This is a genomic window from Pantoea conspicua, from assembly GCF_002095315.1.
GTDB lineage: Bacteria > Pseudomonadota > Gammaproteobacteria > Enterobacterales > Enterobacteriaceae > Pantoea > Pantoea conspicua.
In genome coordinates, this window is record NZ_MLFN01000009.1 from 1 (window position 1) to 24,174 (window position 24,174).

A 24,174-nucleotide genomic window follows, 5' to 3' on the forward strand; every position below is an offset into this window, starting at 1 on the left:
GGCGTAGCCCTCGGTGATGACTACTTGCACCGGCGGCTCAGGCGGCAGCGGGCTGAGCGCCACAAACGCAGCCTTCATGGTGCTGCCGGGCAGCAGGCTTTTCTCCCCCGCAGGGGCAATCAGTTGCGCGCCGGTCACCGCGCCGTCTGCCGTGGTCAACGGCAGCAGCAGGGAGCCTGCCGGAAAGGCCGTGCCGCCGATGCGATGCGCACTGCCGGTCAGGCAGGCCGGATAACCGGCAAAGCCTTTGCCTGCGAGATAGGCACTTTCACCGCTGTGGCTGGCCTTCACCAGCGCACCGACGGCGGCGGCCATGCTGCGTTTCGGGGCTTTTTCTCTGGCAGGCTTAACCGACAGGGACTGCACGTCACGCACGTCCAGCACCTCTGCCACTGCCTGCGCAGCCTGCTTTACGCCTTTGCCCGTCACCAGCTTCACCAGGTCAAGGCCGTCACCGTGGCCGCAGTGGCTGCAAATCCACGTACCCCGGCCCTCAAGGTCATCCATGCGAAAACGGTCTTTGCCTTCACACTTAGGGCAGGGGCCGTGCCTGCCGCCGTCCGGCACGTCCACGCCCAGCATCTGAAGAATGACCGGCCAGCGGCCGCGTGCGGCGGCTGTGATGTGTGATACTGACTGTACTGTCATAACGCCTCCTTAATGCCGGTACAGCGACGCGCCGGTGTCGCAGAACGATTCAAACGCCGCCGGAAGCGTGGCGTAAAGCCCTTCCATTACCTCATACCCGCGCGCCGTCAGAGCGGGCGGTGCGGTCAGGAGCGTCGGCTCCACCATGTCGGTAAGCAGTGCCAGCGCCGCCGCAGCGCCGTGCGCTTCGCCATACTCGTTAACCATCGCGCTCTCAATATGCAGGGCGATGGCCATCTCGATACGCTCCACCGTCATGCGGTGCGGGCCGCGCATTTCGCTGCCGGTGTCGGCCAGATGCCTGGCCCGCCATGCGGAAGCGATGGCGCGACGGTACAGTGCCGTTGTCAGCTCGGGCGGGAACACGGATACCTGTGGCTTCTTCATTCGCGGGCCTCCTCAATCAGTGCACAGCAGCGCGTAACGTCGGTCAGGTCGGCGCGCAGGTAATCCATCAGTGCGGCTACGCCGGGCAAGCTATGCGTGGTTAATGAACCCGGACAGGAATGCTCGGAAAACAGTAGCTGGAGGAGGTCGCAGGCTTCCTTTGCACGGGTCAGCTTCTCAAAAGCGTCTTCCGGCAGGCCGTAGGTAAAGGCGGCAAAAGTACCGTTTTCAGGCAAGGGGATGCCCTGAGCACCGTTGTGCCCGATTGAAACTGTCATGATTTACTCCGTTAAAGCTGGCTGTGTGTCAGAGGAATTTTGAGTAGTGGCCGTCGTCAGGCTCCGCAGGCTGCTGTGCAGCCCGCTCCCGCCAGCGCTCATACTTCACCGTGGGATGCAGATTAAACGGGCTGAACCCTCCGCTGCCTCCGGTCAGGGCGGTGAGGCGATGCGGCGCACCGGCAAGCCGGGTATAGTTTTCCTGAAACCACGCCAGTGGGGAGGAGGTCACCTGACCGTCGCTGTCGTAGCGATACAGAACCTCGTGACTGAACTCAGGGTTAACGGATGCGACTGACGCAGGTGCATCGGTAAATCGCAGTATCGTCACCGTCCAGCCCTGCGAATGCTGCCAGCGTTCGCCGCTCTGAGGATATTCACGCATAAAGACCTCCGCGGCAGGGTAGGCGGCCCGCAAAGAGCAGGATGTAATCAGCCGCCATTCGGCTGCGTGCGCTGCGCTCGTCAATGGCAGTAATACGCAGCATGACGGGGCGGCAGGACAACTGAGAACGGTTGATTGCCGCGAAGATCCAGGTAGACTTTGATGCAGCCATAGGGGGTCTCCCAAGTTCATTTATGGTCAGGCTTTGCGAGGTATTGCGAGTACCTTGCAGAGCCGCTTGTTTTCAAATGCTTTGTTATATAAGGTACGTACCTTACCGTTCTTATTAAAGTTAAAGGTACGTACAATGTCAAGAGTTAAAGATCGCACTCCTAAAACCGGTGGCAAATCGCCCACCTTCCAGATCCGCATCAATCCAGAGCTAAGAGAGCAACTCGATCTTGAAGCTGCCAAAGACCAAACCACTCTCGGCAACTGGTTCAAGGAGGTTGCAAGAGAAGAACTTAAGCGTCGTGGCATTGAACCTAAAGGTTGATTTTTGCGGTGACTCGTCGCCGCATATTTATCAATGTGCACGCTGCTGCCCTATCCATGCTTTTACCTCCTCAGCGCGCCAGGCAGTAATACGAGCGGAAATTTTTACTGGCTTCGGAAATGATCCAGATGCAACCCGTCGCCATAGCGTTGCTGACGAAAACGGCAGGCAATGCATCAACTGTTTTTGTCTGATAAATCCGGTTTCAGGGATGATTCCGTAAGGTGTGTGCTTCAAATTAGGATCTCCTATCTCAATGAGTACAAGTGGTGTGGGATGAGATTAATGGAGACACATTGATGAATTCCACTAAAAGTGGAATTCCATCAAGAAGATGAAAATTCCATTTAAAAAAAAGAATTCCATCGATTCATTACTGTTGGAGAGGGAAGGTGAGGGATTTTAAACTTATGACTTATAAGTGATTAATTTTAAGGGGGTTTTTATTACACCTCATTGCACTTCGTTGCCCTTCATTACCCTTTATAAATTCTTAAGTTCGACATTATTAGCCATTATTGGTAACTGAAGGGCAGCTGAAGGTATTGTCTAGGCATGGTTTGGCACATTTCGATACCGGACGAGATATCAATGCATCTTAAGAGCAGGCAACAAAACATCACTCCTCATCATAAAGTGAGTTAAGAGATGCTCTCAGCTTGTCGTAAAAAGAAGATTTACCCATTCCTTTTTGGCTTATGCCATTAGATTTCGCATAATCGCTCAACAATCTGTGCAAAGGTTCGATGCTTGGGGAACCAGCATTGTTAATCCACTTTGTCGATCCACTGGCTGATTTTTCCATAGCGAGATTGATCGCGAGCAAACCTATAATTTTATGAAGAGATGCATTCTCCTCGTTTTTCTTGTGGGCACCACGCTTGTCCTGAGCATTTTCTTTAGCGATTAAAACTGCCTTTTCGCCGCCACACTGAAAAATGAGTGATTCACCATACTTTTTATATGTTTGACTCAAGGCTTGAGTGCATCTTTCAATCAAAACATCGGGAGTTACATCTTTTTCAAGAAGAATGAAACAAGATGAGAAAAGGATGTTTGCCTCTATGGGGCTATTGGTCGCGATTGTTTTAGGATAAAGTATATCCAGTTCCTTTTGCTTTCCTTGTGATTTAAGGATAGCGTGTAAATTCCTGTTAACTCTAATTAGATATACACAATAATCACTGATAATACTGTTTTTATCTTTCGGTAACTCATCGTTTCTAAGGTTAGGATCAACATTGGCTAATGCTCTAGCCAATTCCTTTATTTCAACTTGAGGGTAGTGGACTAGCCTTTCAATGGAGCTACCTTTTGAGAAACTAAAATGCATTATAACTTCGCCTCTATTTTAGCCAGAAAATCAGCTAGTTTATTAAGCGCTAATTTTCTTTCATTAAAGTAATTATGTCTATTGTAGATACCTTCAACGCCTTTAATGCGATGGTTAAGACAACGCTCTGCCACCACTGGGTCGATACCTAAAAAGGCCAGATGTGTTCTGGCGGTTCGCCTGAAGTCGTGGATAGTAAAGCCTTCAACTTCCTCCATATGCGGTTTAAGCTTTGCCAGCGCTACGGGAAGAGTGCTTTCTGCAATGTGAGGTATCATCCTATTTTGCATCTTTCTTGCAGGGAGAACCCATTCACTGCCTAAAGACAGTTGCTTAAGCTCATTCAGCCAAACCAAAGATAATTCAGGAAGAGGGATATCCAGGTTGTCGCCATTTTTAGTGTTTTTCAAATGCCACACACCCTCTTCAAGATTAAAGTCTTCCCATTTGGCTGAGCACAGTTCCATTTTCCGGCAGCAAAGAAGTAAAAGTAATTTAAAAGTTATTTCATTCTGTCGGCTAAATCCTTTAGCTATTTTCATCGCGCGGAAAAGTAACGTAATTTCTTCTTTTGAAAGAAAACGATCTCTGGGTTTTTCCTGGCCACCTGCATCATTGTTATCAAAGGCTGCCGCTGGGTTAACACTCAAATAGTGACGTTTTATACCATAGTTGAATATGCGCTTTATCCAACGTAATACATCATTAGCGATAGTTGGCGCGCCGCGTTGAACAATGCTCTGCAACATTTTATCAATATCAACAGGCTTAACGTCTTCAACCTTTATGTTGCCTATGTGAGGATTGATATCTTTTTCAATGCGCCTGCGAAGGATATCGGGGTGTTTCCAGCGTCCAACAATTTGTTTCTCGTAGTACTCAATCGCAAGGTCAGAAACACGACGAGCGTTCTTCTCTTTCTCGATTTTGGCAAGCGTGGAGGCTTTACGCTCCTGCTTCTCTCCGGCGACGTCATAGCCTAAAGCTACTCTTGCCGATAGTTCTCTGGCCCGTTCGCGCGCTTTTGCTAAGGATAGATCCCCATACGAACCGATCCACATCGCACGGGCTTTGCCTCCGTAGCTGTAGCGAAAGCGCCATTTGGGTATTGAGAACTCTTTGCGGTAGCAAAGGTACAATCCGTTTCCGTCAGAGCGTCCTTCAAACCGTTCCTGAGACTTGAGCCAGGCTTTTATCTGTATGTCTGTTAGCTTTCCCATTCTGCCTGCTTGTACCAAACCGATAACGGTAAAAGGGTAATTGGTACATCAGATGGTACAGTAAAAGCGCGAGGTTTTGCGAGAAGTGATGATTCTTAATGAGACAATAAAACCCGTAAGTCACGGGTTTTATTGTTGTTATGACATCATATGAAAGTAAGTGAGAAATTACTCGATATTCTGAATCTGCTCGCGCATCTGCTCAATCAGCACCTTGAGCTCAATCGCGGAGGTGGTGATTTCTGCATTGATTGACTTCGATGCCAGCGTATTCGACTCGCGGTTAAATTCCTGCATCATGAAGTCCAGACGGCGACCCACCGCCTCTTTCTTCTTCAGGATGTTGTAGGTCTCTTTCACATGAGCATCCAGTCGATCCAGCTCTTCAGAGACATCAACACGCTGCGCCATCATCACCAGTTCCTGCTCAAGGCGATTATTTTCCAGCTGCACTTCGGCGTCTTCCAGTTTGGCGACCAGCCGCTCACGCTGCCATTTGATCACTTCAGGCATCTGCGCGCGAACTTTACTCACTTCCTGTGAGACGCCTTCCAGACGCTGCTCAATCATCTCTTTCAGTGCCGTACCTTCGCTTTCGCGTGCCGCAATGAAATCATCCAGCGCGCCATCCAGCGCCTGCAGTAACTGCTGATTGATCACGTCCAGGTCCTGCTCCTGAGCAGACATCACGCCCGGCCAGCGCAGAATATCCAGCGGATTAATCGCGCCTTCATCACTTTGCATCTTCACCCAGTTAGCCGCCTGCACCAGCTGCTTCGCCAGTGCTTCGTTCAGCATCAGTTCGCCCTGGGCGCTGGGATCGGCATCATAACGCAGGTTGCACTCAATCTTGCCGCGCGTCAGACGCTGGCGAATGCGCTCGCGGATCACCGGCTCCAGCCCGCGGAACTGCTCCGGCAGACGGATGTAGGTTTCCAGATAACGTTGGTTCACGGAACGCAGCTCCCAGGCGGCGCTGCCCCATTCGCCTTTGGCTTCGCGGCGGGCATAAGCGGTCATACTGCGGATCATAAGCGATACTCATTTTCGGAAAGATGGGGTGAAGTATAGCGAGGGCAGCCACGGCATAACAGGCATAAGCGTCTGACAGCGGAATAACGAATCATTTCCGCTTTATCCGACAGGCACTTATGATGGCGGCTGGCCCATTTTCTGAGGAGGCGGATCGATGTCTCGCGTTATTGCTTTTCCTGTTGCGCTGGTGCTGGTGCTGGCGGGTTGCCAGACACCGCCTGCCCCGCCAACCAAACCCCAACCCATTTGTGCCGGTGGCGACGTTATGATGCAGACCACGCTGTGGTTTGGTCTGAGTAAGCCACAAGGCGGGACAGTGAGTTCACTTGAGTGGATGAATTTCGTCGATAAAGAGGTCACGCCGCGCTTCAGGGACGGGCTGTCAGTCTATGATGCTAAAGGTCAGTGGCTGGGCGAAAATGGCCAGCTGGCACGGGAAAACAGCAAAGCGCTGATGCTGATCCACCGTTTTGATCCGGCCGTGAATAATCATATCGAAGCGTTACGTACGCTGTATAAAAAGCGCTTTGGTCAGGAGTCGGTCATGCGGATCGATGCGCCGGTATGCGTGGGATTCTGAGGCGGGAAACGGCGGCAGGGTGCCGCCGTTGATGATCAGATAAACAGACCGGCAAAAGCGGCCGACAGCAGGCTCACCAGCGTCGAGCCGTAGACCAGCTTCCAGCCAAAACGTGATACCACGTTGCCCTGCTGCTCGTTCAGCCCCTTAATGGCACCCGCGACAATGCCGATAGAGGCGAAGTTAGCGAAAGAGACCAGAAACACCGACAGAATACCCAGTCCGCGCGCGCTCATGCCTGAGGCCACTTTCTGCAGCTCAATCATCGCCACAAACTCATTGGCCACCAGTTTGGTCGCCATGATGCTGGCTGCCTGCAGCGCGTCGGCCTTCGGAATGCCAATCAGCCAGGCAAAAGGATAGAACAGATAGCCGAGCAGTTGCTGGAAGCTGTAACCGAACAGGGCGGCAAACAGCGCATTCACGGCCGCGATCAGTGCAATAAAACCGATCAGCATTGCCAGAATGATCATCGCAACTTTAAACCCTGCCAGAATGTACTCGCCCAGCATCTCAAAGAAGCTCTGCTCTTCATGCAGTTTATCCAGCGCGATAGGCTGCTCATCCTGGTTTTTCATCGGATTGATGATCGACAGGATAATAAAGGTGCTGAACATGTTAAGCAGCAATGCTGCAACCACATACTTTGGTTCAATCATCGACATGTAAGCACCGACAATTGACAGCGAGACGGTGGACATCGCGGTCGCCGCCATGGTGTAAAGCCGGCGCGGCGGAATATCGCCCAGAATCCCTTTATAAGCGATGAAGTTTTCCGACTGGCCGAGGATCAGCGTACTGACGGCGTTAAACGACTCCAGCTTACCCATACCGTTAATTTTCGACAGCAGGGTACCGACCAGTCGAATCAGCAGCGGCAGGATGCGCCAGTGCTGCAATATCCCGATTAAGGCGGAGATAAAGACAATCGGGCAGAGGACGCCAAGGAAAATAAACGCCAGTCCCTGTTTGCTCATTCCGCCAAACACGAACTCTGTACCCTGAGCGGCAAAGCCGAGCAGCGTCTCAAAGAAACCCGCCACCGAACCCACCAGCGCCAGACCACTGGCCGAATGAAGAAAGAACCAACCGAGCGCGGCTTCCACCACAATCAGCTGAATGATAAAGCGCAGGCGAATCTGTTTACGGTCATGACTGACCAGCAGCGCAAGGGCGAAAATCACCCCCAGCGCCAGCAGGAAATGAAGAATGGCGGCCATAGTTTTTTTAATCAGAATGAAAGGAACGCGCATTTAGCCACAGTCAGCGGTGAATTTCATCTGATGATGCGGCGGGCAGGCGTAAGAGACAGCGGGCAAGGAAGTCCGTATAATGCGCAGCCAATCATTAGCAAGCCGGAGATTACCCATGCGTCCAGCAGGCCGTAGCGCACAACAGGTGCGCCCAGTCACATTGACCCGCAATTACACCAAACACGCAGAGGGTTCCGTTCTGGTGGAATTCGGCGAAACCAAAGTGCTCTGCACTGCCTCCGTAGACGAAGGGGTTCCGCGTTTTCTTAAAGGCCAGGGCCAGGGCTGGGTTACCGCCGAGTATGGCATGCTGCCGCGCTCGACCCACAGCCGCATGGCGCGTGAAGCCGCAAAAGGCAAACAGGGTGGACGTACGCTGGAAATTCAGCGCCTGATCGCCCGTTCGCTGCGTGCCGCAGTGGATTTAAAAGCGCTGGGTGAATTTACCATTACACTCGACTGTGACGTTATTCAGGCCGATGGCGGCACCCGCACCGCCTCTATTACCGGTGCCTGCGTGGCGCTGGCCGATGCGCTGAACAAGCTGGTTGCCAGCGGCAAGCTGAAGGCCAACCCGATGAAAGGGATGGTGGCGGCCATTTCAGTCGGCATCGTCAAGGGCGAAGCGCTGTGCGATCTGGAATACGTTGAAGACTCCGCGGCAGAAACCGACATGAACGTGGTGATGATGGAAGATGGCCGCATGATTGAGGTGCAGGGCACCGCAGAAGGCGAGCCGTTCAGCCACGAAGAGCTGCTGACGCTACTGGCGCTGGCACGCGGCGGAATTGAAGAGTTAATTCAGGCGCAGAAAGCGGCACTGGAAAATTGATGTAACAGGCGACCACAGAGTCGCCTTTTCTTTATTTGAGGAGTGAGAAATGAAAGCCTGGCAGCGTCAGTTTATTGAATTCGCCCTGAACAAGCAGGTGCTGAAGTTCGGTGAGTTCACTTTAAAGTCCGGGCGTAAAAGCCCCTATTTCTTTAATGCCGGTCTGTTTAACAGCGGACGGGATTTAGCGCTGCTGGGACGCTTCTACGCGCAGGCGCTGGTGGATGGCGGCGTCGATTTCGATCTGCTGTTTGGTCCGGCCTACAAAGGAATTCCGATTGCCACTACCACGGCGGTGGCGCTGGCCGATCATCACGACCGCGACGTGCCTTACTGCTTTAACCGTAAAGAGGCCAAAGATCACGGTGAAGGCGGGTTACTGGTCGGCAGTCCCCTGCAGGGCAAAGTGATGCTGGTAGATGATGTGATCACCGCCGGGACCGCGATTCGTGAGTCGATGGATATTATCAATGCGCACAAGGCGACGCTGGCCGGCGTGCTGGTTTCGCTTGATCGCCAGGAACGTGGGCGCGGAGAGATGTCAGCGATTCAGGAAGTGGAGCGCGACTATCACTGTACCGTGACGGCGATCATTACCCTGACTGACCTGATTACGTGGCTGGAAGAGAAACCGGAGATGGCCGACCACCTGGCCCAGGTTCGGGCATATCAAAAAGCCTACGGTATCTGACACAGAAGGCGGGCGCGATGCCCGCCTTCTCGTTATGCCAGCTGAGCGGCAATCAGCGGCCAGCGAGCCTCGAAGTCTGCGGTCGGACTAAAGCGGAACTCCGAACGGACATAGCGCGACAGCAAGCCTTCACAAAACGCCAGCAGCTGACTTGCCAGCAGCGTTTCGTCAGCCTGAAAGCCTTCGCCTTCACGCATTTTGCGCTCACGCATCACCTGACGCAGCTGCACTTCAATCCGCTCGAACAGCTGATTGATGCGACCCTGCAGGCGATCCTGCTCAAACATCAGCGCATGGCCGGTCAGTATCCGCGTCAGCCCCGGATTACGCTCACCAAATCCCAGAATCAGTTGCACGATCAGACGCAGGCGCGTCATGGTCTCTTTCTCATCTTTCAGGATCAGATTGATGCGGGTAATCAGACTGTCTTCGATAAACTCAATCAGGCTGTCGAACATCCGTGTTTTACTGGGGAAGTGACGATAGAGCGCCGCTTCTGACACGCCGACCGTGGCTGCCAGTTTGGCCGTGGTAATGCGTTGACTGCCATCACCCGACTCCAGCATTTGCGCCAGCGCCTGCAAAATCTCTTCGCGACGATTTCGCTTCGCGACTTTTTTTTCTGCCATGACCTTAAAGACCCCTGAAATTCACCTTAAACAGGCAACACCTACGCATCTGCCATAAGCACAGGTCTTATGGCGATGAGAAAAAAATAATTGGCGTAAGTGAAAATCGGTAGCGTTGGTTATTGACGGCCTGAGTGACCGAAGCCGCCTTCGCCGCGCAAGCTGGCGTCGAAGTCTTCAACCAGATTAAATTCGGCCTGCACCACCGGTACAAAGACCAGTTGTGCCATGCGATCGCCCGGCTGCAGCGAGAAGCTTTCCTGACCGCGATTCCAGACCGAGACCATGAGCTGTCCCTGATAATCGGAGTCAATCAGTCCCACCAGGTTACCCAGTACAATGCCGTGCTTATGGCCAAGGCCCGAGCGAGGCAGAATCACCGCAGCCAGGTCGGGATCGGCAATGTGAATGGCCAGGCCAGTTGGAACCAGCGTGGTGGTGCCTGGCGCGATGTCGAGAACATCGTCGATACAGGCGCGTAAATCTAACCCAGCGGAACCCGAGGTGGCGTAGGTCGGCAACGGAAATTCTTTGCCGACGCGCGCATCCAGGATTTTAACGTCTATTTTTTTCATCATAACGGCTGACAATCTCGTCTAATAATTGTTGGCCAAGGAGAGTCTTATCGCTGAGCGGTAAGCGCTTTTCTCCATCCTGCCAAAAAAGGTGAAGAGCATTGGTGTCGCTATTGAACCCTTGTCCGGCTTTAGCAACGTCGTTAGCGCAGATCAGATCCAGATTCTTGCGCACCCGTTTTTGCCGGGCGTATTCTTCCACATTCTGGGTTTCAGCGGCAAATCCAACCACGAAGGGCCGGTGCTCCTGTAACGCGGCGACGCCGGCAACAATATCGGGATTCTTTATCAGTTGCAGCGTGACGTTATCATCGCCGCCCTGTTTCTTGATTTTTTCGGCCGCAATATCGGCTGCCCGGTAGTCTGCCACGGCTGCGCTTGCAATGAAAATATGTTGTCTGTCTATCTCGCTCATCACCGCCGCCTGCATCTCCAGCGCGCTGGTGACATCAACCCGTTTTACGCCAGCCGGCGCAGACAGCGTCACCGGTCCGCTGACCAGCGTGACCGTTGCCCCGCGACGCGCCGCTGCCGCCGCAATAGCAAAGCCCATCTTACCGGAGCTGTGGTTAGAGATATAACGCACCGGGTCCAGCGCCTCGCGGGTCGGTCCGGCGGTAATCATAATGTTGAGATGTTGCAGATCGTTGACGGGAGCGGCCCACTCTACCGCATGGTCCACAATCGCCAGCGGGTCCAGCATCCGGCCTGGTCCGACATCGCCACAGGCCTGGCTGCCGCTGTCCGGTCCCCAAATCAATACGCCACGCTGCTGAAGCACCTGCAGGTTGTGCTGGGTGACGGCTGCGCGATACATCTGTTGATTCATGGCTGGCACCACCGCAACCGGTGCCGCAGTCGCTAACACGGCGGTAGTCACCAGATCGTTGGCCATGCCGGCGGTAATTCGGGCAATCAGGTCGGCGGTGGCCGGAGCCAGCACGATTAAATCAGCCCATTTCGCCAGCTCAATATGTCCCATTGCCGCTTCTGCTGCCGGGTCGAGCAGATCGTTAAATACCGGATAGCCGGACACAGCCTGCAGGCTGAGCGGCGTAATAAAGGCTTTCGCCCCGTCCGTCATCATCACGCGGACATCGGCGCCGCGATCGCGCAGGCGCCGCACCAGCTCAGGTGCTTTATAGGCAGCAATACCGCCGCTCACGCCAAGAAGAATTTTTTTACCGGCTAATCCCATCATGATGCTGGCCTCACTAAGCTGTCTGCCGCCTGCGGCGGCGAATGCACGGACTTTATCACAAAACCGGTGACACGCCTTTTCACTGCCTGCGTTTGCGAGCCATCTCGAAAAAAGTCACGCTGCCGATGGTGGCGTGCTGCCGGATACGTCACCCTAAGGTTCGCTTCAGGGAGATTGCAGATGAAAAATATGGCACCGCGGGAGAAGCTGCAGCAACAAGGCGCACCGGCGCTGAGTGACATTGAGCTGCTGGCCTTATTTCTGCGCACCGGCACGCCGGGGCAGAATGTAATGGCGCTGGCGCAACAGATACTGCAGGAGTTTGGCTCGCTCTATCACATCATGACCGCCAGCAAAGAGGCCTTCCGCGGTATCAAGGGTGTGGGTGATGCCAAGCTGGCACAGCTGCACGCCATTGCAGAACTGGCGAAGCGCTTTTTCGCCAGCCAGCTGGCTCGTGAGAGCACCATGGAGAATCCTCAGATCACGCGACACTATCTGCAGAGTCTGTTAGCGCATCAGGAACGTGAGATTTTTATGGTGCTGTTTCTTGATAATCAGCATCGCGTGCTGGTGGCGAAAAAAATGTTCTCGGGCTCAATTAACAGTGTTGAGGTCCACCCGCGCGAGATTGTGCGTGAGGCGCTCAAAGCGAATGCCGCCGCCCTGATTCTGGCGCACAATCACCCTTCCGGTATGGCAGAACCGAGCCGGGCAGACCGCGATGTCACCCGAAAAGTGGGTGAAGCCTGCCAGTTGCTCGACATTCGTCTGCTCGATCATCTGGTGATAGGTCATGGCCAATATGTCTCCTTTGCTGAGCGAGGCTGGCTTTAACTCAGGAAAAAATCGCGCCAGGTGGCGGCTTTTTACCCGATCATTCGGGATCTTTATCTGTTCGGGACTTGAGCACTTGGGCTGAGCGGCGTATACTACGCCACCTTTGAGAATCTCGGGTTTGGCGGTTAGGCCAGCTTAGCGGGTTCCATGGAACTCGCCTGGCGGGCTGCAAGCCTGACGAGGCGGCCAAAACCTAATTTTTAAAGCTCGAGCTGATTTGATTTTTGGAGAATAGACATGTCACGAGTCTGCCAGGTAACTGGAAAGCGTCCGGTGACCGGTAACAACCGTTCCCACGCAATGAACGCGACGAAACGCCGTTTCCTTCCGAACCTGCACTCACACCGTTTTTGGGTTGAGAGCGAGAAGCGCTTCGTTACTCTGCGTGTATCTGTAAAAGGTATGCGTATTATTGATAAAAAGGGCATTGATACGGTGTTAGCCGACATGCGTGCCCGTGGTGAGAAGTACTAATCGTACTAAGGAACTGAATCATGGCTAAAGGTATTCGTGAGAAGATCAAGCTGGTTTCCTCTGCTGGTACAGGTCACTTCTATACCACCACGAAGAACAAACGTACTAAACCAGAGAAGCTGGAACTGAAAAAGTTCGATCCGGTTGTACGTCAGCATGTGATCTACAAAGAAGCTAAAATTAAGTAATTTTAGTGTTCTGCTAAAAACCCGGCTCCGGCCGGGTTTTTTGTTTGTGCAATACGCTGAGGAGAGGTTATGCCAGAGTTACCAGAGGTTGAAACCAGCCGTCGCGGTATCGAGCCGCATTTGGTCGGTGAAACCATCCTTCACGCCGTGGTGCGTAATTCACGTCTGCGCTGGCCGGTATCGCAGGAGATCCTGTCGCTGAGCGATCAGCCGGTGCTCAGTGTGCAGCGCCGCGCAAAATACCTGCTGCTGGAGTTGCCACATGGCTGGATCATCATCCATCTCGGCATGTCCGGTAGTTTACGCGTGCTGCCCGAAGAGCTGCCTGCCGCCACGCATGATCATGTTGATCTGGTGATGAGCAACGGCAAAGTGTTGCGCTATACCGATCCGCGCCGCTTCGGTGCCTGGCTGTGGAGCAGCGATCTGGCCGGCAGCAACGTGCTGGCGCATCTTGGACCGGAGCCGCTCAGTGACCAGTTTGATGGAACGTATCTGTTCGAAAAGTCGCGTGGCAAACGCACGCTGATCAAGCAATGGCTGATGGATAATAAAGTGGTGGTCGGCGTCGGCAATATTTACGCCAGCGAGTCACTGTTTACCGCCGGGATCCTGCCCGATCGACCGGCCGGAAGTCTGTCGCAGCCAGAGGCTGAGCTGCTGGCAAATACCATTAAGGCGGTGTTATTGCGTTCAATCGAACAGGGCGGAACCACACTACGTGACTTCTTGCAAAGCGACGGTAAACCGGGCTATTTTGCGCAGCAGCTGCAGGTTTATGGCCGGGCCGGGGAGCCATGCCGGGCGTGTGGCACGCCGATAGTCAGCGGCAGACACGGGCAACGCAGCACTTACTGGTGCCCGAACTGTCAGCACTAAGCTAATTTCGCCAGCAACGCCTGATGGACTGGCGCGGGCAGGAAGGCAGTGACATCACCGCCGTGACGCGCCACCTCTTTAACCAGCGAAGAGGAGACAAAAGAGAAGCCTTCCGACGGCATCAGGAACACGCTCTCCAGCGTCGGCAGCAGGTGACGATTCATATGCGCCAGCTGCATTTCATATTCAAAATCTGACACCGCGCGCAGTCCACGGACCAGCACATTAGCCTGCTGTTCGCGGGCAAAATTCACCATTAAATCACTGAATCCGACCACCTCAACCCCAGGCAGATGCGCCACAACCTGGCTCGCCAGCGCTACGCGCTCGTCCAGGCTGAACATCGGTTTTTTGCTGGGGCTGGCGGCAATCGCCAGAACGACCCGATCAAACATCTGTGCGGCCCGGGTGACAATATCAAGGTGTCCCAGCGTAATAGGATCAAAGGTGCCGGGATAGATGGCTTTAGTGGTCATGCTCGCCCTTCTGCCGAAGCGTGATTCAGCGCCCACAGCGCCGAATATTTGTTAAAGGTATATTGTGCGTTAACCACTGCCAGGATCCAGCCCTGTTTGCCATCCAGAAAACCGGCGCGCAGCAGCAGGGTTTTCACAAATGCTCCCAGCGTATGGCTGAAGATAGAAAACAGGCCGCAGCGTTTACCGCGCTGGTGACGCTCAGTCGCCCAGGCTTCCGCATAGGCTAGCTGCTTACGCTGAAAGGCGACCAAATCGCGACAGGTGAGGTGTTGTAAATCCCCTTTCAGTGCCACCACTGGCGCGTCTTCGGCGTTGAGCGATTCATGCACCAGATTGCCGTTGTAATGCAGCGTTGGCGGATAGAGCCGCATGACACGGTCAGGATACCAGCCGCTATGGCGCATAAAACGCCCGAGGAAGAGGTTGCTGCGGCCCAGACTGTAAACCGTGCGGCTGGGTGGGGCGATCAATACCTGCTCAATGGCCGCGCGCAGTTCAGGCGTGACGCGCTCATCGGCATCGATCATCAATATCATGTCGCCGCTGGCATACTGCTGGGCGCGCTGGCGCTGTACGCCATAACCCTGCCAGTCATCGTTGCGGTACACCTTAGCGCCAGCCTGAGTGGCAATCGCCACGCTGTTATCCTCGCTGCCGGAATCCAGTACCACAATTTCATCGGCCCAGCTGACCGACGCCAGGCAGTCAGGCAACAGTTCCGCTTCATTTTTGGCGATCATCACTACCGAGAGACGTTGGCGAGTTGGCATCAGTGGGACCGTGGCGGCAGATGAGGTTCGAGTAACTGTAGCAGGCGTTGCAATGCGCCCTGATTCTGGTGCAACACGTCCACCGCGTGACGTCCGTAGTAGCGGCGATAATCATCATCCTGCAGCAGGTTGGTGACCTCTTTTTCCAGCGAAATCACGTCGGTGACGGTAATCAGCCCCTGGCCTTCCTGCAGTTTGCTGCAGATATCTTTGAAGTTCCAGGTGTGCGGTCCCATCAGTACCGGAATCGCATGTGCGGCGGGCTCCAGAGGGTTATGACCGCCTCGTTCAACCAGGCTGCCACCGACAAATGCCAGGTCGGCAATGCCATACAGCAGCATCAGTTCGCCCATTGAGTCGCCAATCACCACCTGAGTTGAACCGGACGGAATCTCGCCGCTGCTGCGCAGGATGAAGCTGAAGTTGCGCTGTTGCGTCAGTTCACGGGCATCGTTGAAGCGCTCAGGATGACGGGGTACCAGAATCAGTAGCAGGTCCGGGAAAGACTGCAGTAACCGGCGGTGCGCATCCAGCACGATCGCCTCTTCGCCTTCATGAGTGCTGGTCGCAATCCATACCGGGCGGCGCGGCGCCCATTGACGGCGCAGGGTGACGGCTCTGGCCGCCAGCTCTGGCGTCACCGAAATATCAAATTTCAGGCTGCCGGTAATCGCCAGATGGGAGCGCTTGAGGCCCAGTTCGAGGAACCGGTCACCATCTTCGCTATTCTGCGCCGCAATCAGGGTGATGCTTTGTAACAGCCTGCGCATGAATTTGCCCAGCTTACGGTAGCCTTTGGCGGAACGGGCCGAAAGACGGGCATTGGCGATCACCAGCGGAATATTGCGCTGGTGGAGAATGCGGATGATATTGGGCCACAGCTCGGTTTCCATGATGATCACCAGTCTTGGGTTGACCGTATCAAGGAAACGATTAATCGAGCCCGGCAGATCATAGGGCAGGTAAACATGGTGCACATCTTTGCCAAACGCAGACTGCGCTCGTTCTGAACCGGTTGGCGTCATGGTCGTCACGGTGATGGGCAGAGTAGGATAACGATGACGCAACGCACGCACTAACGGGATCGCCGCCAGCGTTTCGCCGACCGAGACCGAGTGCAACACAATGCCGTCTGGCTTTACTTTGCCGACACAATAGCCGTAACGCTCCGCCCAGCGTTTGCGGTAGGCGGGCGCTTTGCGACCGCGCAGCCACAGGCGCAGCCAAATCAGTGGCTGAATAAGATAGAGCAGTGCGGTGTAAATAGTCGTCATAGTTACCGTTACGACATGTTCGCGTCTAAAAACAGATTAAAATCAGATGGCGGCATGTTATCAGAAACCCTGCATCCACTCATCCCACATTGTCAGTTGCTTCGCAGCACGTGCTGATACAACGATGTCAGCGACTCTGCCAGTCGCTGTGGCCCATAAGGCTCAATTCTGCGCCGCGCGGCTTCACCCATACGTGAGTCGTCACAAAGCGCCGGTATTGCCTGAATCGCCTGACGCAGTCCATCGATATCCAGCGCATCACAAACGAAACCTTCCTGACCGGCAGTAATAAATTCCGCGCCGCCGCAACCGGTACTGGTGATCACCGGCAAGCCACAGGCCATTGCTTCCAGCACCACATTCGGGAAAGGATCGTAGAGCGTAGGCAGCAGTAGCCCATCGGCCGCATGGTAAAACGGCTGCACATCCTGCTGCACGCCGACAAACCGCAGACGATCCAGGCAGTTGTGCTGATTCGCCAGCTGCTGATAGCGCTGCAGCTGTTTATCCTGACCGACCACAATCAGATAACGATTGCTGCCAGCCAGCGCTTCAATCGCCGCTTTCAGCCCTTTACGCTCAAACCCGGAGCCAACATAGATCAGCACGGTCGCGCTATCGGGCAGCGATAACTGCTGACGAGTCGCGTGGCGTGTGGCTTCCGTCGCGGGCTGAAAACGGCTGGCGTCGATGGCGTTATGAATGACGTGGATTTTTTCGGCGCCGAGCGAGAAGCAACGCAAAATGTCGCGTTTCACCATCTCTGAATTACAGATCACCGCTTTCAGCGTCGGTGAATTGAACATCTCTGCTTCCGCCTGCAGCACATAGCGATGGTACGGGCTGAGACGGGCGCTCAGGCGCTGCATAGGTGAAACAATGCGTGCTCGCTGCTCCAGCCAGACACGGTGAACGCCATCACCAGCGCGAAAGATGTCACAGCCAGCGATACGCTCATGGCTTTGCACGATATCGAACTTTTCCCGTTCCCAGCAGGCGCGTGCCGCAAGGGCAAAACCGCGCTCGCGAGAGACACGGCCCAGCTTCGATGGGTTACAGATATGCAGATGCCAGTCCGGATTTGGCGTGCCCTGCCAGCTACGGGTAATGATGTTGAGATCGAGCTGCTCGCTACCCAGCGCCTCCAGCGCGCGTGAGATAAAGCGCTCTGCTCCGCCGTCAGGCCGGTATTTTTGCCGGACAATCGCCAGCCGTAACTTACTCATTCAGATAGCTCCTTGCCGCCGCGACTACATCCTTAACCGGGATAGCAGAGAGATAACGCTGATCAGTTTTGGTATCAATCGAATCCGGTGAAGGCAGTGGACCATAATCGCCCGCCCAGATGACATGATTATTGTCGCCCCAGGGACGCCAGTGCTGCAGTTTGGTCGGACCAAACAGCGCGATGCAGGGCGTATCCAGTGCTGCCGCCATATGCATCGGGGCAGAGTCGACGCCAATAAACAACCTGGCATGGTCGATCAGCGCCGCCAGCTGCGGCAGGGTGAACTGGCCTGCCAGTGACACCACATGCGGCGAGGTACACAGCGCCTGAATGCGCGCGATCATCGCCAGTTCGTGTTTATCCGGCCCGGCGGTCAGGATGACCGGACGTTGTGGCTGCGCCAGCAGATCGATGGTGGCGGCAACGCTCTCTTCTTCCCAGCATTTGAAACCCCAGCGTGACGTCGGCTGCACCACGATAAACGGTGAAGCGATCTGCTTCTCCGCCAGTCTGGCGAGCACGTTTTGTTGATCGGCAGCGCTGTAGTGCATCGATACCCGGGCCCCCTCGCTGCTGATGCCTAGCGGTGCCAGCGCGGACATATTCTGCTCCACGGTGTGCAGCTTGTTGTGATCGTGAGTGGGCACCAGCCGGTTATGGCACAGGCGCCACAGCAGGTTATCGCGCTTTTTAAAGGCGAAACCGATGCGCAGCGGCGCAGCAGAAAGAAGGGTAATCAGGGCGGCACGCCATTGATCGGCAAGATTAATTACCAGATCGTAATGACAACCCCGTACCGCACGAATCAGGTCAATTTCATGACCCAGCTTGCGCCAGCCGCCTTGCTGCTTCCATTTACGGTCGATGACGTGCAGATGGCGGATATCCGGATGCGCTTCCAGCATCGGGCGCGTTTCCTGATAGAGCAACACGTCGATACTGGCCTGCGGATAACGCTGACGAAGCGCGTTAATCGCCGGCGTCGTCAGCAGCATGTCGCCATGATGGCGCAGCTTAATAAGCAATATGTTTTGCGGAGAGACGTTTGCTGGAGTCGGACTGGCCATAAACAATTGTTCTCAAATTTTAGTGAACCGATTGTAGGGCAAACCCTTTTTAGGATAAAGCCAGCCTCAAGGGTTATTTGTTACGCCAGCGATAGAGGCGACTCAGCCACAACAGCAGTTGGTACCACTGCTTAATCCCGCGGGCATTGCGCAACATCCGCCGATGCGTCTGGCTGGCGAACAGATCGGTGATGATCGCCTGACGTGCCTCGTTATCCGGCTCACGTCGTACGCTATGACAGACGCTGAGTGCTTCGTGCGTCACCTGATAATGGAATGATGGGTAGATCTTTACCCGGCCACGATAGCGGTGATTCAGATCCTCCAGCAAACGGGCAATCTTCAGATAATGGCGCTGATATTCGACGTTACGCTGGCCGGTGCGCTTGCGGTTGCTGATTGAGGCGTCATGCATGTAGTAGCGATAGAGCACTGCGTCGGTGTAACGCACCCGTTTTGCCAGCAGCATGAATTCGGTCGTCCAGGGAATATCCTGGTGATGCAGACCCGGTTCAAACAGTAGCTGATGCTGTTCAATCAGCGCACGACGGTAAATGCCCAGCCAGACCACATGCATGTAGCGGTGGGTTTTCAGCGCGGTGTTCAGCCAGTCGGGACCGCTTAGTACCGGGGTACTGCGCAAACGGTCCAGCGGAATCAGCGGCTTCACCCGCTGACTATGTTTGAAATACCATTCGGCATTGCACTGTGCGGCATCCAGATCGTCAGTTTCCGCCAGTGTCACCAGCGTCTGATACATCTCCGGGTTCATGGTGTCATCCGCATCCGGAAAGGTGACATATTTCCCCTGCGCGATCGCCAGGCCGGCATTACGCGCGCGTGAGACGCCGCCGTTTTCCTGATGAATGACGCGAACCTGCGAGTGATGTTGGGCGTAATAGTCGGCGCGCTCACCGGAACCGTCGGTAGAGCCGTCATCGACAATGATGATCTCCAGCGACGTCAGCGTTTGCGCCAGCAGCGATTGCATGAACTGATCAAACATGCTGCCCGCGTTATACATCGGGGTAATGATACTCAACAGGGGAAGGGCACTCATGACAGCGTTTGTACTCGCGCAGAGTGAAAAGCGAAAGGGGTTTGCCTCATCATCATAACCAGGTCCAGGCCAGCAAAATAAAATAGGGTGATTGACGATTATAAAACTGTCTGTCGCCCATGCTGAAGTAAATCACCGGAATTGTTAACAAAAACGCACGCAGAATCCCTTTTTCCCTGAAGCGGTATGCCTGAAACGTGGAATAGCGAACGCCCGTCACGCCACAGATACGACAGGTGACACAACCGGTATCAAAAAATGACCGCGCCGCGCTAACCGAGAAACTTGTGCCGGACATAGTTCATCATCCAGCTGACGCTTTCCGCATATTGCTTCTGATACCACTTAATCTGCGCGAACCGCTTCATCTCTTTATAATGTTCTGGTAAATCAAGCGACTGTGAAGCCCAGGGTGAGCGCTGGTAATAGTCGTAATAGAGCAACGAAAGATCGCTACCGCCCCAGGCATGCCAGGGTTTGCATTTACCGGTGTAGTGAATCATCACGGTATCGTTCGGAACCTGGAAGCGGTGCCATACCTTGTTCGCGATGATGTCGTAAATGTGGTTATAACGCTCCGGCAGGATCAGTACTTCATCTTCCAGCACAATGTTCAACGCATCCTGATCGGGAAAACCAAACTCCCCTCCGCGGGTGACGAGCACCTCGGTAATGCGGGCCGTGGTCTGACGCGCCATCCAGCGTGGAATATTGATCAGCATAAAGCCGGAGTTGAAGTAGTTGTTGCCCTGGAGACCGAGCTTCGGACACTGATTCTGTCGCGCCCGTGGCGTGTCGTTACAGGCACACAGCGTGTAATCGGCAATATCCAGGGTGAATAACGGCGAATAGTCACCCACCACCAGCGTATCGGCGTCGATGTAGATCACCCGATCGCTGAAGTGCGCCACGGTTTCGGGGATCAGAAAACGATAATGGATGCTTTTTGGGTAGCGTCCGACCGCCGGCAACTGATCGACCCAGACACTATTGAAAATGTGCAGCGTAATCGCCAGCCGATGACCGACTGCCAGCGAGCGTAATTTTTCAACATCCTGTTCGCTTAGCGAGTCTGAAAAGATATGGACGTGGAAAGCGGTATCAGGATGATGGCTGAGTAGTGAATATAACGTAATGCCAAGACCACGCGCATAGGCGTGGTTGATGCCAAAGGCAACGTGCACGGGATTTACATCCGTATCAGAGAGCGTGTTGACCAGAAGCTTACTTTGCTGAACAGCATCAGCAACAGGGGTAATTGCCATTACGCTTCACTATTCCAGATTATGAGTAATAAACGTTTGTATTCTAGTCAGTTTATCGTGATCCAGCCCGAATAATTTTTCAGCTGGCTGATCAAACGCATAAGGGGCGGCAAAAATGAACGACGTTGCAGCAATATTATCGGGTCCGATAAACAGTGCATTATGAACCGGGCGCTGTTCTCTGATATCACACGGGCCGTAAAGCACGATTAACGGTATCTGCTGGGCGTCAGCAATATAAGCATTACCAGAATCAGAAGAGATATAGAAATCCATCTGCGCGATGGCCCAGGGCACCTCTTCCAGTTTTAGCTCACCAATCAGGCTCACGATATTTTCTTTCGGGCCGGTTAAGCTCAGCAATTCATCCAGCCACGGCTGTTCAGCAGGCGGCCCGAACACATAAAAGGTACAGGGCAGGTCGGCCAGCGCTTCCATCAGCTGCCGCCAGACACTGGCGGGAATAGTTTTCGCCCGGTTGCCAGCGGAGATACTGATGCCGATTTTAATGCCTTCACGCGGAGTCAGCAGCGCAGCAGGCGGCGCGGGCGGTTGCCATAGCGGCGACGTGGCGTGCTTAGGAAAATCGGTATAGCGGTACTCGCGATTAATCAGTTTCAGGTAGCTGTCGAGGGTTAAATCGGTTTTAGCATGATCCACAATGCCGCTGGCGCGGCGATAGAACACCGCGTGGTAGGACTTACGCACATAGGTGCGCAGAAACTGTTTGTTCGGCGCGTTACACAGCGATGCAAAAACAGGTTTACGCTGTTGGGCTGCACCAGATAAACATTGTCGTAGCGGTTCATCAGGGTGAACGCCAGTTTAAGCTTGGCAAAGAAGCTGCGCTTCGCCTCTTCGATCAGAAAATAGCGGCTGACGGTATCATCATGGCGCACCAGCGGTTCTACCGCCTTACTGATTAATAATTCGGACTGACCCAGCGCGCGCAGCATCGGCGTGATATTAATGAAATCACCGATTTTTGCCGTCTGGATGATTAGATTACGCCCGGTCGGCCGGTAAAACAGCCGCATCAGCGTGCGAAACGGCACCAGCAGCAGATAGATCAACACATAGTTCATGGCCTGTTTTCCGTAATAACGGCCTGCAGTTTCTCTGCCACCGCGTCGGCAGTCAGCTCCGTCAGATTATGATTCGGGGCGCTCAGCGCCTGTTGGTTCTGCCCGTAACCGCCAATCAACCCCGGATCGGTCGGACCATACAGCGTCAGGTTAGGGCGATCCAGCGCCGCGGTCAGATGGCTGAGTCCGGTATCGACGGATACCACCGCACGCGCGCCAGCCAGTTGCTGAGCGATCGCTTCCAGCGTTAGCTTAGGCAGCACGTCGACATGCTCAAACCCTTCCGCCAGTCGCAGCGCACGCTGATGCTCATGCTCCGCGCCCCACGGCAGCTTCACCCGCAATCCACTCGGCTGCGCCCATTCAATCAGCTGCCGCCAGTGCGACTCGGGCCAGTGCTTATTGTCACGCGTGGTGGCGTGCAGAAACACCAGATAGTGCTGCGCATCGGCCGGCAGATGATGCAGGAAGTGCCCGGCTATTGCATAGTCGCCCTGGCTGGGCGGTTTCTCATAGCCGAGACTTTTGGCAAACAGTTCGCGCGTACGCTCGACGGCGTGCTGTTGCTTGCTGACCTCATGGCGGACGTCATACCACCAGCTGGCAAACGGTTCACGCGCACTGCGGCTATCCAGGCCATGCTTAATACCCTTTGACAACCGGGTCACCAGCGCCGCGCTTTTAATCAGCCCCTGCGCATCAATCACGATATCGTACTCACGTGACTGTAACGCGCGCTTAAACTGCACGCGCTCTTCACGCTGCTGACTGCCAAACCAGTGTTTACGCCAGCGACGAATCGCGACCGGCAGCACCTTATCCACGGCGGGATGCCAGCCAGGGATCTGGGAAAAATTCTCTTCCACCACCCAGTCAAAGCGGATGCCGGGAATGGCGTGCATTGCATCGGTCAGCGCCGGCAGCGAATGCAGCACGTCGCCCATTGAGGACGTTTTAACGATCAGGACGTGCATGGCACCTCCTGCGGTGCGTCGAGTAATTCGGTAAGGGTCTGATGCACACGTTCGGGCTGGATGTCGATCAGGCTCTGATGGTAGCCCTGCTCAGCGTCACCTTTACGCACTTTGTGATAGCCGCTAATCAGGCGGATCACCCGCGCCTGTCGGGCAAGGGGGGGCGTAAAGTCCGGGCTGCTGGGACCATACAGGGCCACCAGCGGACGATCCAACGCGGCGGCGATGTGCATCAGGCCGGAGTCGTTACTGACTACTGCCCGGCACTGCGCCAGCAGAATCACCGCCTGTTCCAGTTGGGTTTCCCCGGCCAGATTCCGGCAATGCGCGCGAGCTTCTTCCGGCAGCGCAGCGATAATCTCTTCACCGGTCGGCCGATCTTTGGCCGAACCAAACAGTACTATCTGAAAACCTTCCGCGATCAGCTGCTGTGCCAGCGCAGCGTAGTGATAGTGCGGCCAGCGTTTTGCCGGGCCAAATTCGGCGCCTGGGCAAAAACCGATGATCGGACGCGACGCCGACAGCTGAAATTGCGCGGCGGTCTCTATCTTTTCCTGCTCCTCTACCTGCAGCTTCGGCCACAGCAGCGGTTGCGGCAGCTGCTGTGCCGATTCGACTGGCGTGTCGTAGCCCAGCGCGACGTAGCGCTCAACCATCAGCGGAAAGGCCGCTTTATTGAGCACCCGAAGATCGTTGAGCAGGCCATAGCGCATTTCGCCGCGCCAGCCGACGCGACGTTTTATCCCGGCGAAGAACGGCACCAGCGCCGACTTGAAGGAGTTCGGCAGCACATAGGCACGGTCGTAGTGACTGGCGCGCAGCGTTTTGCCTAATCGACGACGCTCGCCAATCTCCAGCGCACCATGTCCAAGCGGCATCGCCAGCGCCTGATTCACTTCCGGCATACGTGACAGCAGGGGACGACACCAGGCCGGAGCCATCACATCAATCACCGCATCGGGATGTTCGGCCTTAAGGGTGCGATAGAGACTTTGCGACATCATCATATCGCCGACCCACGATGGGCCGATTACCAGAATTTTCATCG

At 54.8% G+C, this 24,174-nt stretch carries 30 protein-coding genes and 1 pseudogene; 8 read left to right on the plus strand and 23 right to left on the minus strand.

The window, feature by feature from the left end; all coding sequences use genetic code 11:
- The 5 genes from HA41_RS05250 to HA41_RS05270 all read right to left on the minus strand — a co-directional run.
- A partial coding sequence (locus tag HA41_RS05250) for a primase-helicase zinc-binding domain-containing protein (RefSeq protein ID WP_279627058.1) occupies positions 1 to 648 on the minus strand: 648 nt, incomplete at its 3' end.
- Between the two features lie 9 nt (positions 649 to 657).
- Positions 658 to 1,035, minus strand: coding sequence for a DUF5375 family protein (locus HA41_RS05255; protein ID WP_094119888.1), 378 nt, complete (start codon positions 1,033 to 1,035; stop codon positions 658 to 660).
- Complete coding sequence (locus HA41_RS05260) at positions 1,032 to 1,313, minus strand: hypothetical protein (protein ID WP_094119889.1); 282 nt, start codon at positions 1,311 to 1,313, stop codon at positions 1,032 to 1,034. Before HA41_RS05260 ends, HA41_RS05255 begins: the two co-directional genes overlap by 4 nt.
- 28 nt (positions 1,314 to 1,341) lie before the next feature.
- Positions 1,342 to 1,698: a hypothetical protein gene (locus HA41_RS05265; RefSeq protein WP_094119890.1), complete on the minus strand. Its 357-nt coding sequence runs from the start codon at positions 1,696 to 1,698 to the stop codon at positions 1,342 to 1,344.
- The gene (locus HA41_RS05270; RefSeq protein WP_094119891.1) at positions 1,691 to 1,870 is read right to left on the minus strand and encodes a host cell division inhibitor Icd-like protein; all 180 of its coding nucleotides are present in this window, start codon (positions 1,868 to 1,870) and stop codon (positions 1,691 to 1,693) included. Before HA41_RS05270 ends, HA41_RS05265 begins: the two co-directional genes overlap by 8 nt.
- Before the next feature lie 135 nt (positions 1,871 to 2,005).
- Between HA41_RS05270 and HA41_RS05275 the strand changes: the two genes are divergently transcribed.
- Positions 2,006 to 2,194: a hypothetical protein gene (locus HA41_RS05275; protein ID WP_060681334.1), complete on the plus strand. Its 189-nt coding sequence runs from the start codon at positions 2,006 to 2,008 to the stop codon at positions 2,192 to 2,194.
- 30 nt (positions 2,195 to 2,224) lie between these two features.
- Here HA41_RS05275 and HA41_RS05280 read toward each other — a convergent pair whose 3' ends face one another.
- The 4 genes from HA41_RS05280 to HA41_RS05295 form a co-directional block, all read right to left on the minus strand.
- Entirely contained in the window at positions 2,225 to 2,431 is a 207-nt protein-coding gene (locus HA41_RS05280) for a helix-turn-helix transcriptional regulator (RefSeq protein ID WP_072171281.1), read from the minus strand.
- A 382-nt stretch (positions 2,432 to 2,813) separates the two neighbouring features.
- The gene (locus HA41_RS05285; RefSeq protein WP_094119892.1) at positions 2,814 to 3,527 is read right to left on the minus strand and encodes a hypothetical protein; all 714 of its coding nucleotides are present in this window, start codon (positions 3,525 to 3,527) and stop codon (positions 2,814 to 2,816) included.
- A complete protein-coding gene (locus tag HA41_RS05290) occupies positions 3,527 to 4,747 on the minus strand; it encodes a tyrosine-type recombinase/integrase (RefSeq protein WP_094119893.1) in 1,221 nt (406 codons plus the stop codon). Before HA41_RS05290 ends, HA41_RS05285 begins: the two co-directional genes overlap by 1 nt.
- A gap of 168 nt (positions 4,748 to 4,915) precedes the next feature.
- Complete coding sequence (locus tag HA41_RS05295; RefSeq protein WP_094119894.1) at positions 4,916 to 5,779, minus strand: YicC/YloC family endoribonuclease; 864 nt, start codon at positions 5,777 to 5,779, stop codon at positions 4,916 to 4,918.
- 157 nt (positions 5,780 to 5,936) lie between these two features.
- On the opposite strand from HA41_RS05295, the gene HA41_RS05300 reads away from it, so the two are divergent.
- On the plus strand, positions 5,937 to 6,362 hold the full coding sequence (locus tag HA41_RS05300) for a DUF3574 domain-containing protein (RefSeq protein ID WP_094119895.1): 426 nt from the start codon (positions 5,937 to 5,939) through the stop codon (positions 6,360 to 6,362).
- A gap of 35 nt (positions 6,363 to 6,397) precedes the next feature.
- Here HA41_RS05300 and HA41_RS05305 read toward each other — a convergent pair whose 3' ends face one another.
- A complete protein-coding gene (locus HA41_RS05305; RefSeq protein ID WP_094119957.1) occupies positions 6,398 to 7,582 on the minus strand; it encodes a NupC/NupG family nucleoside CNT transporter in 1,185 nt (394 codons plus the stop codon).
- Between the two features lie 148 nt (positions 7,583 to 7,730).
- On the opposite strand from HA41_RS05305, the gene rph reads away from it, so the two are divergent.
- Together rph and pyrE are read left to right on the plus strand one after the other, a co-directional pair.
- Positions 7,731 to 8,447 (plus strand): ribonuclease PH, encoded by a 717-nt coding sequence (gene rph / locus HA41_RS05310; protein WP_003851334.1) that lies wholly within the window; start codon positions 7,731 to 7,733, stop codon positions 8,445 to 8,447.
- 49 nt (positions 8,448 to 8,496) lie between these two features.
- Positions 8,497 to 9,138, plus strand: a complete 642-nt coding sequence (gene pyrE, locus HA41_RS05315) for an orotate phosphoribosyltransferase (RefSeq protein ID WP_094119896.1) — start codon at positions 8,497 to 8,499, stop codon at positions 9,136 to 9,138.
- A gap of 32 nt (positions 9,139 to 9,170) precedes the next feature.
- On the opposite strand, the gene slmA is transcribed toward pyrE, so the two are convergent.
- The 3 genes from slmA to coaBC all read right to left on the minus strand — a co-directional run bounded on the left by slmA (position 9,171) and on the right by coaBC (position 11,543).
- On the minus strand, positions 9,171 to 9,767 hold the full coding sequence (gene slmA, locus HA41_RS05320; protein ID WP_094119897.1) for a nucleoid occlusion factor SlmA: 597 nt from the start codon (positions 9,765 to 9,767) through the stop codon (positions 9,171 to 9,173).
- 119 nt (positions 9,768 to 9,886) lie between these two features.
- A complete protein-coding gene (gene dut, locus HA41_RS05325) occupies positions 9,887 to 10,345 on the minus strand; it encodes a dUTP diphosphatase (protein WP_031375149.1) in 459 nt (152 codons plus the stop codon).
- Positions 10,323 to 11,543, minus strand: coding sequence for a bifunctional phosphopantothenoylcysteine decarboxylase/phosphopantothenate--cysteine ligase CoaBC (gene coaBC, locus HA41_RS05330; protein ID WP_094119898.1), 1,221 nt, complete (start codon positions 11,541 to 11,543; stop codon positions 10,323 to 10,325). The genes dut and coaBC overlap by 23 nt, the downstream gene beginning before the upstream one ends.
- Before the next feature lie 180 nt (positions 11,544 to 11,723).
- On the opposite strand from coaBC, the gene radC reads away from it, so the two are divergent.
- The 4 genes from radC (at position 11,724) to mutM (ending at position 13,924) form a co-directional block, all read left to right on the plus strand.
- A complete protein-coding gene (gene radC / locus HA41_RS05335) occupies positions 11,724 to 12,380 on the plus strand; it encodes a RadC family protein (protein ID WP_094119899.1) in 657 nt (218 codons plus the stop codon).
- Between the two features lie 240 nt (positions 12,381 to 12,620).
- Entirely contained in the window at positions 12,621 to 12,857 is a 237-nt protein-coding gene (gene rpmB, locus HA41_RS05340) for a 50S ribosomal protein L28 (protein WP_006121249.1), read from the plus strand.
- Between the two features lie 20 nt (positions 12,858 to 12,877).
- On the plus strand, positions 12,878 to 13,045 hold the full coding sequence (gene rpmG / locus HA41_RS05345) for a 50S ribosomal protein L33 (RefSeq protein WP_001051798.1): 168 nt from the start codon (positions 12,878 to 12,880) through the stop codon (positions 13,043 to 13,045).
- A gap of 69 nt (positions 13,046 to 13,114) precedes the next feature.
- Entirely contained in the window at positions 13,115 to 13,924 is an 810-nt protein-coding gene (mutM, locus tag HA41_RS05350; protein WP_094119900.1) for a bifunctional DNA-formamidopyrimidine glycosylase/DNA-(apurinic or apyrimidinic site) lyase, read from the plus strand.
- Here the strand turns inward: mutM and coaD are convergent.
- The 10 genes and pseudogenes from coaD to rfaF form a co-directional block, all read right to left on the minus strand.
- Entirely contained in the window at positions 13,921 to 14,400 is a 480-nt protein-coding gene (coaD, locus tag HA41_RS05355; protein ID WP_094119901.1) for a pantetheine-phosphate adenylyltransferase, read from the minus strand. The genes mutM and coaD overlap by 4 nt on opposite strands.
- Positions 14,397 to 15,173, minus strand: a complete 777-nt coding sequence (locus HA41_RS05360) for a glycosyltransferase family 2 protein (protein ID WP_094119902.1) — start codon at positions 15,171 to 15,173, stop codon at positions 14,397 to 14,399. The genes coaD and HA41_RS05360 overlap by 4 nt, the downstream gene beginning before the upstream one ends.
- Positions 15,173 to 16,447, minus strand: a complete 1,275-nt coding sequence (waaA, locus tag HA41_RS05365; RefSeq protein WP_094119903.1) for a lipid IV(A) 3-deoxy-D-manno-octulosonic acid transferase — start codon at positions 16,445 to 16,447, stop codon at positions 15,173 to 15,175. The genes HA41_RS05360 and waaA overlap by 1 nt, the downstream gene beginning before the upstream one ends.
- 92 nt (positions 16,448 to 16,539) lie before the next feature.
- Positions 16,540 to 17,673 carry a glycosyltransferase family 4 protein gene (locus HA41_RS05370; protein WP_094119904.1) on the minus strand — a complete coding sequence of 378 codons (1,134 nt, stop codon included), beginning with the start codon at positions 17,671 to 17,673 and terminating at the stop codon, positions 16,540 to 16,542.
- Positions 17,666 to 18,742 carry a putative lipopolysaccharide heptosyltransferase III gene (rfaQ, locus tag HA41_RS05375; protein WP_094119905.1) on the minus strand — a complete coding sequence of 359 codons (1,077 nt, stop codon included), beginning with the start codon at positions 18,740 to 18,742 and terminating at the stop codon, positions 17,666 to 17,668. Before rfaQ ends, HA41_RS05370 begins: the two co-directional genes overlap by 8 nt.
- A gap of 73 nt (positions 18,743 to 18,815) precedes the next feature.
- Entirely contained in the window at positions 18,816 to 19,802 is a 987-nt protein-coding gene (locus HA41_RS05380; RefSeq protein WP_094119906.1) for a glycosyltransferase, read from the minus strand.
- Between the two features lie 272 nt (positions 19,803 to 20,074).
- Complete coding sequence (locus HA41_RS05390) at positions 20,075 to 21,067, minus strand: glycosyltransferase family 8 protein (RefSeq protein WP_094119908.1); 993 nt, start codon at positions 21,065 to 21,067, stop codon at positions 20,075 to 20,077.
- Positions 21,068 to 21,076: 9 nt separating this feature from the next.
- Positions 21,077 to 22,152, minus strand: a pseudogene (locus HA41_RS21580) (glycosyltransferase family 9 protein).
- Positions 22,149 to 23,126 (minus strand): lipopolysaccharide heptosyltransferase RfaC, encoded by a 978-nt coding sequence (gene rfaC / locus HA41_RS05400; RefSeq protein WP_094119909.1) that lies wholly within the window; start codon positions 23,124 to 23,126, stop codon positions 22,149 to 22,151. Before rfaC ends, HA41_RS21580 begins: the two are co-directional and overlap by 4 nt.
- Positions 23,114 to 24,172, minus strand: coding sequence for an ADP-heptose--LPS heptosyltransferase RfaF (gene rfaF / locus HA41_RS05405; protein WP_094119910.1), 1,059 nt, complete (start codon positions 24,170 to 24,172; stop codon positions 23,114 to 23,116). Before rfaF ends, rfaC begins: the two co-directional genes overlap by 13 nt.
- Positions 24,173 to 24,174 lie beyond the last annotated feature (2 nt).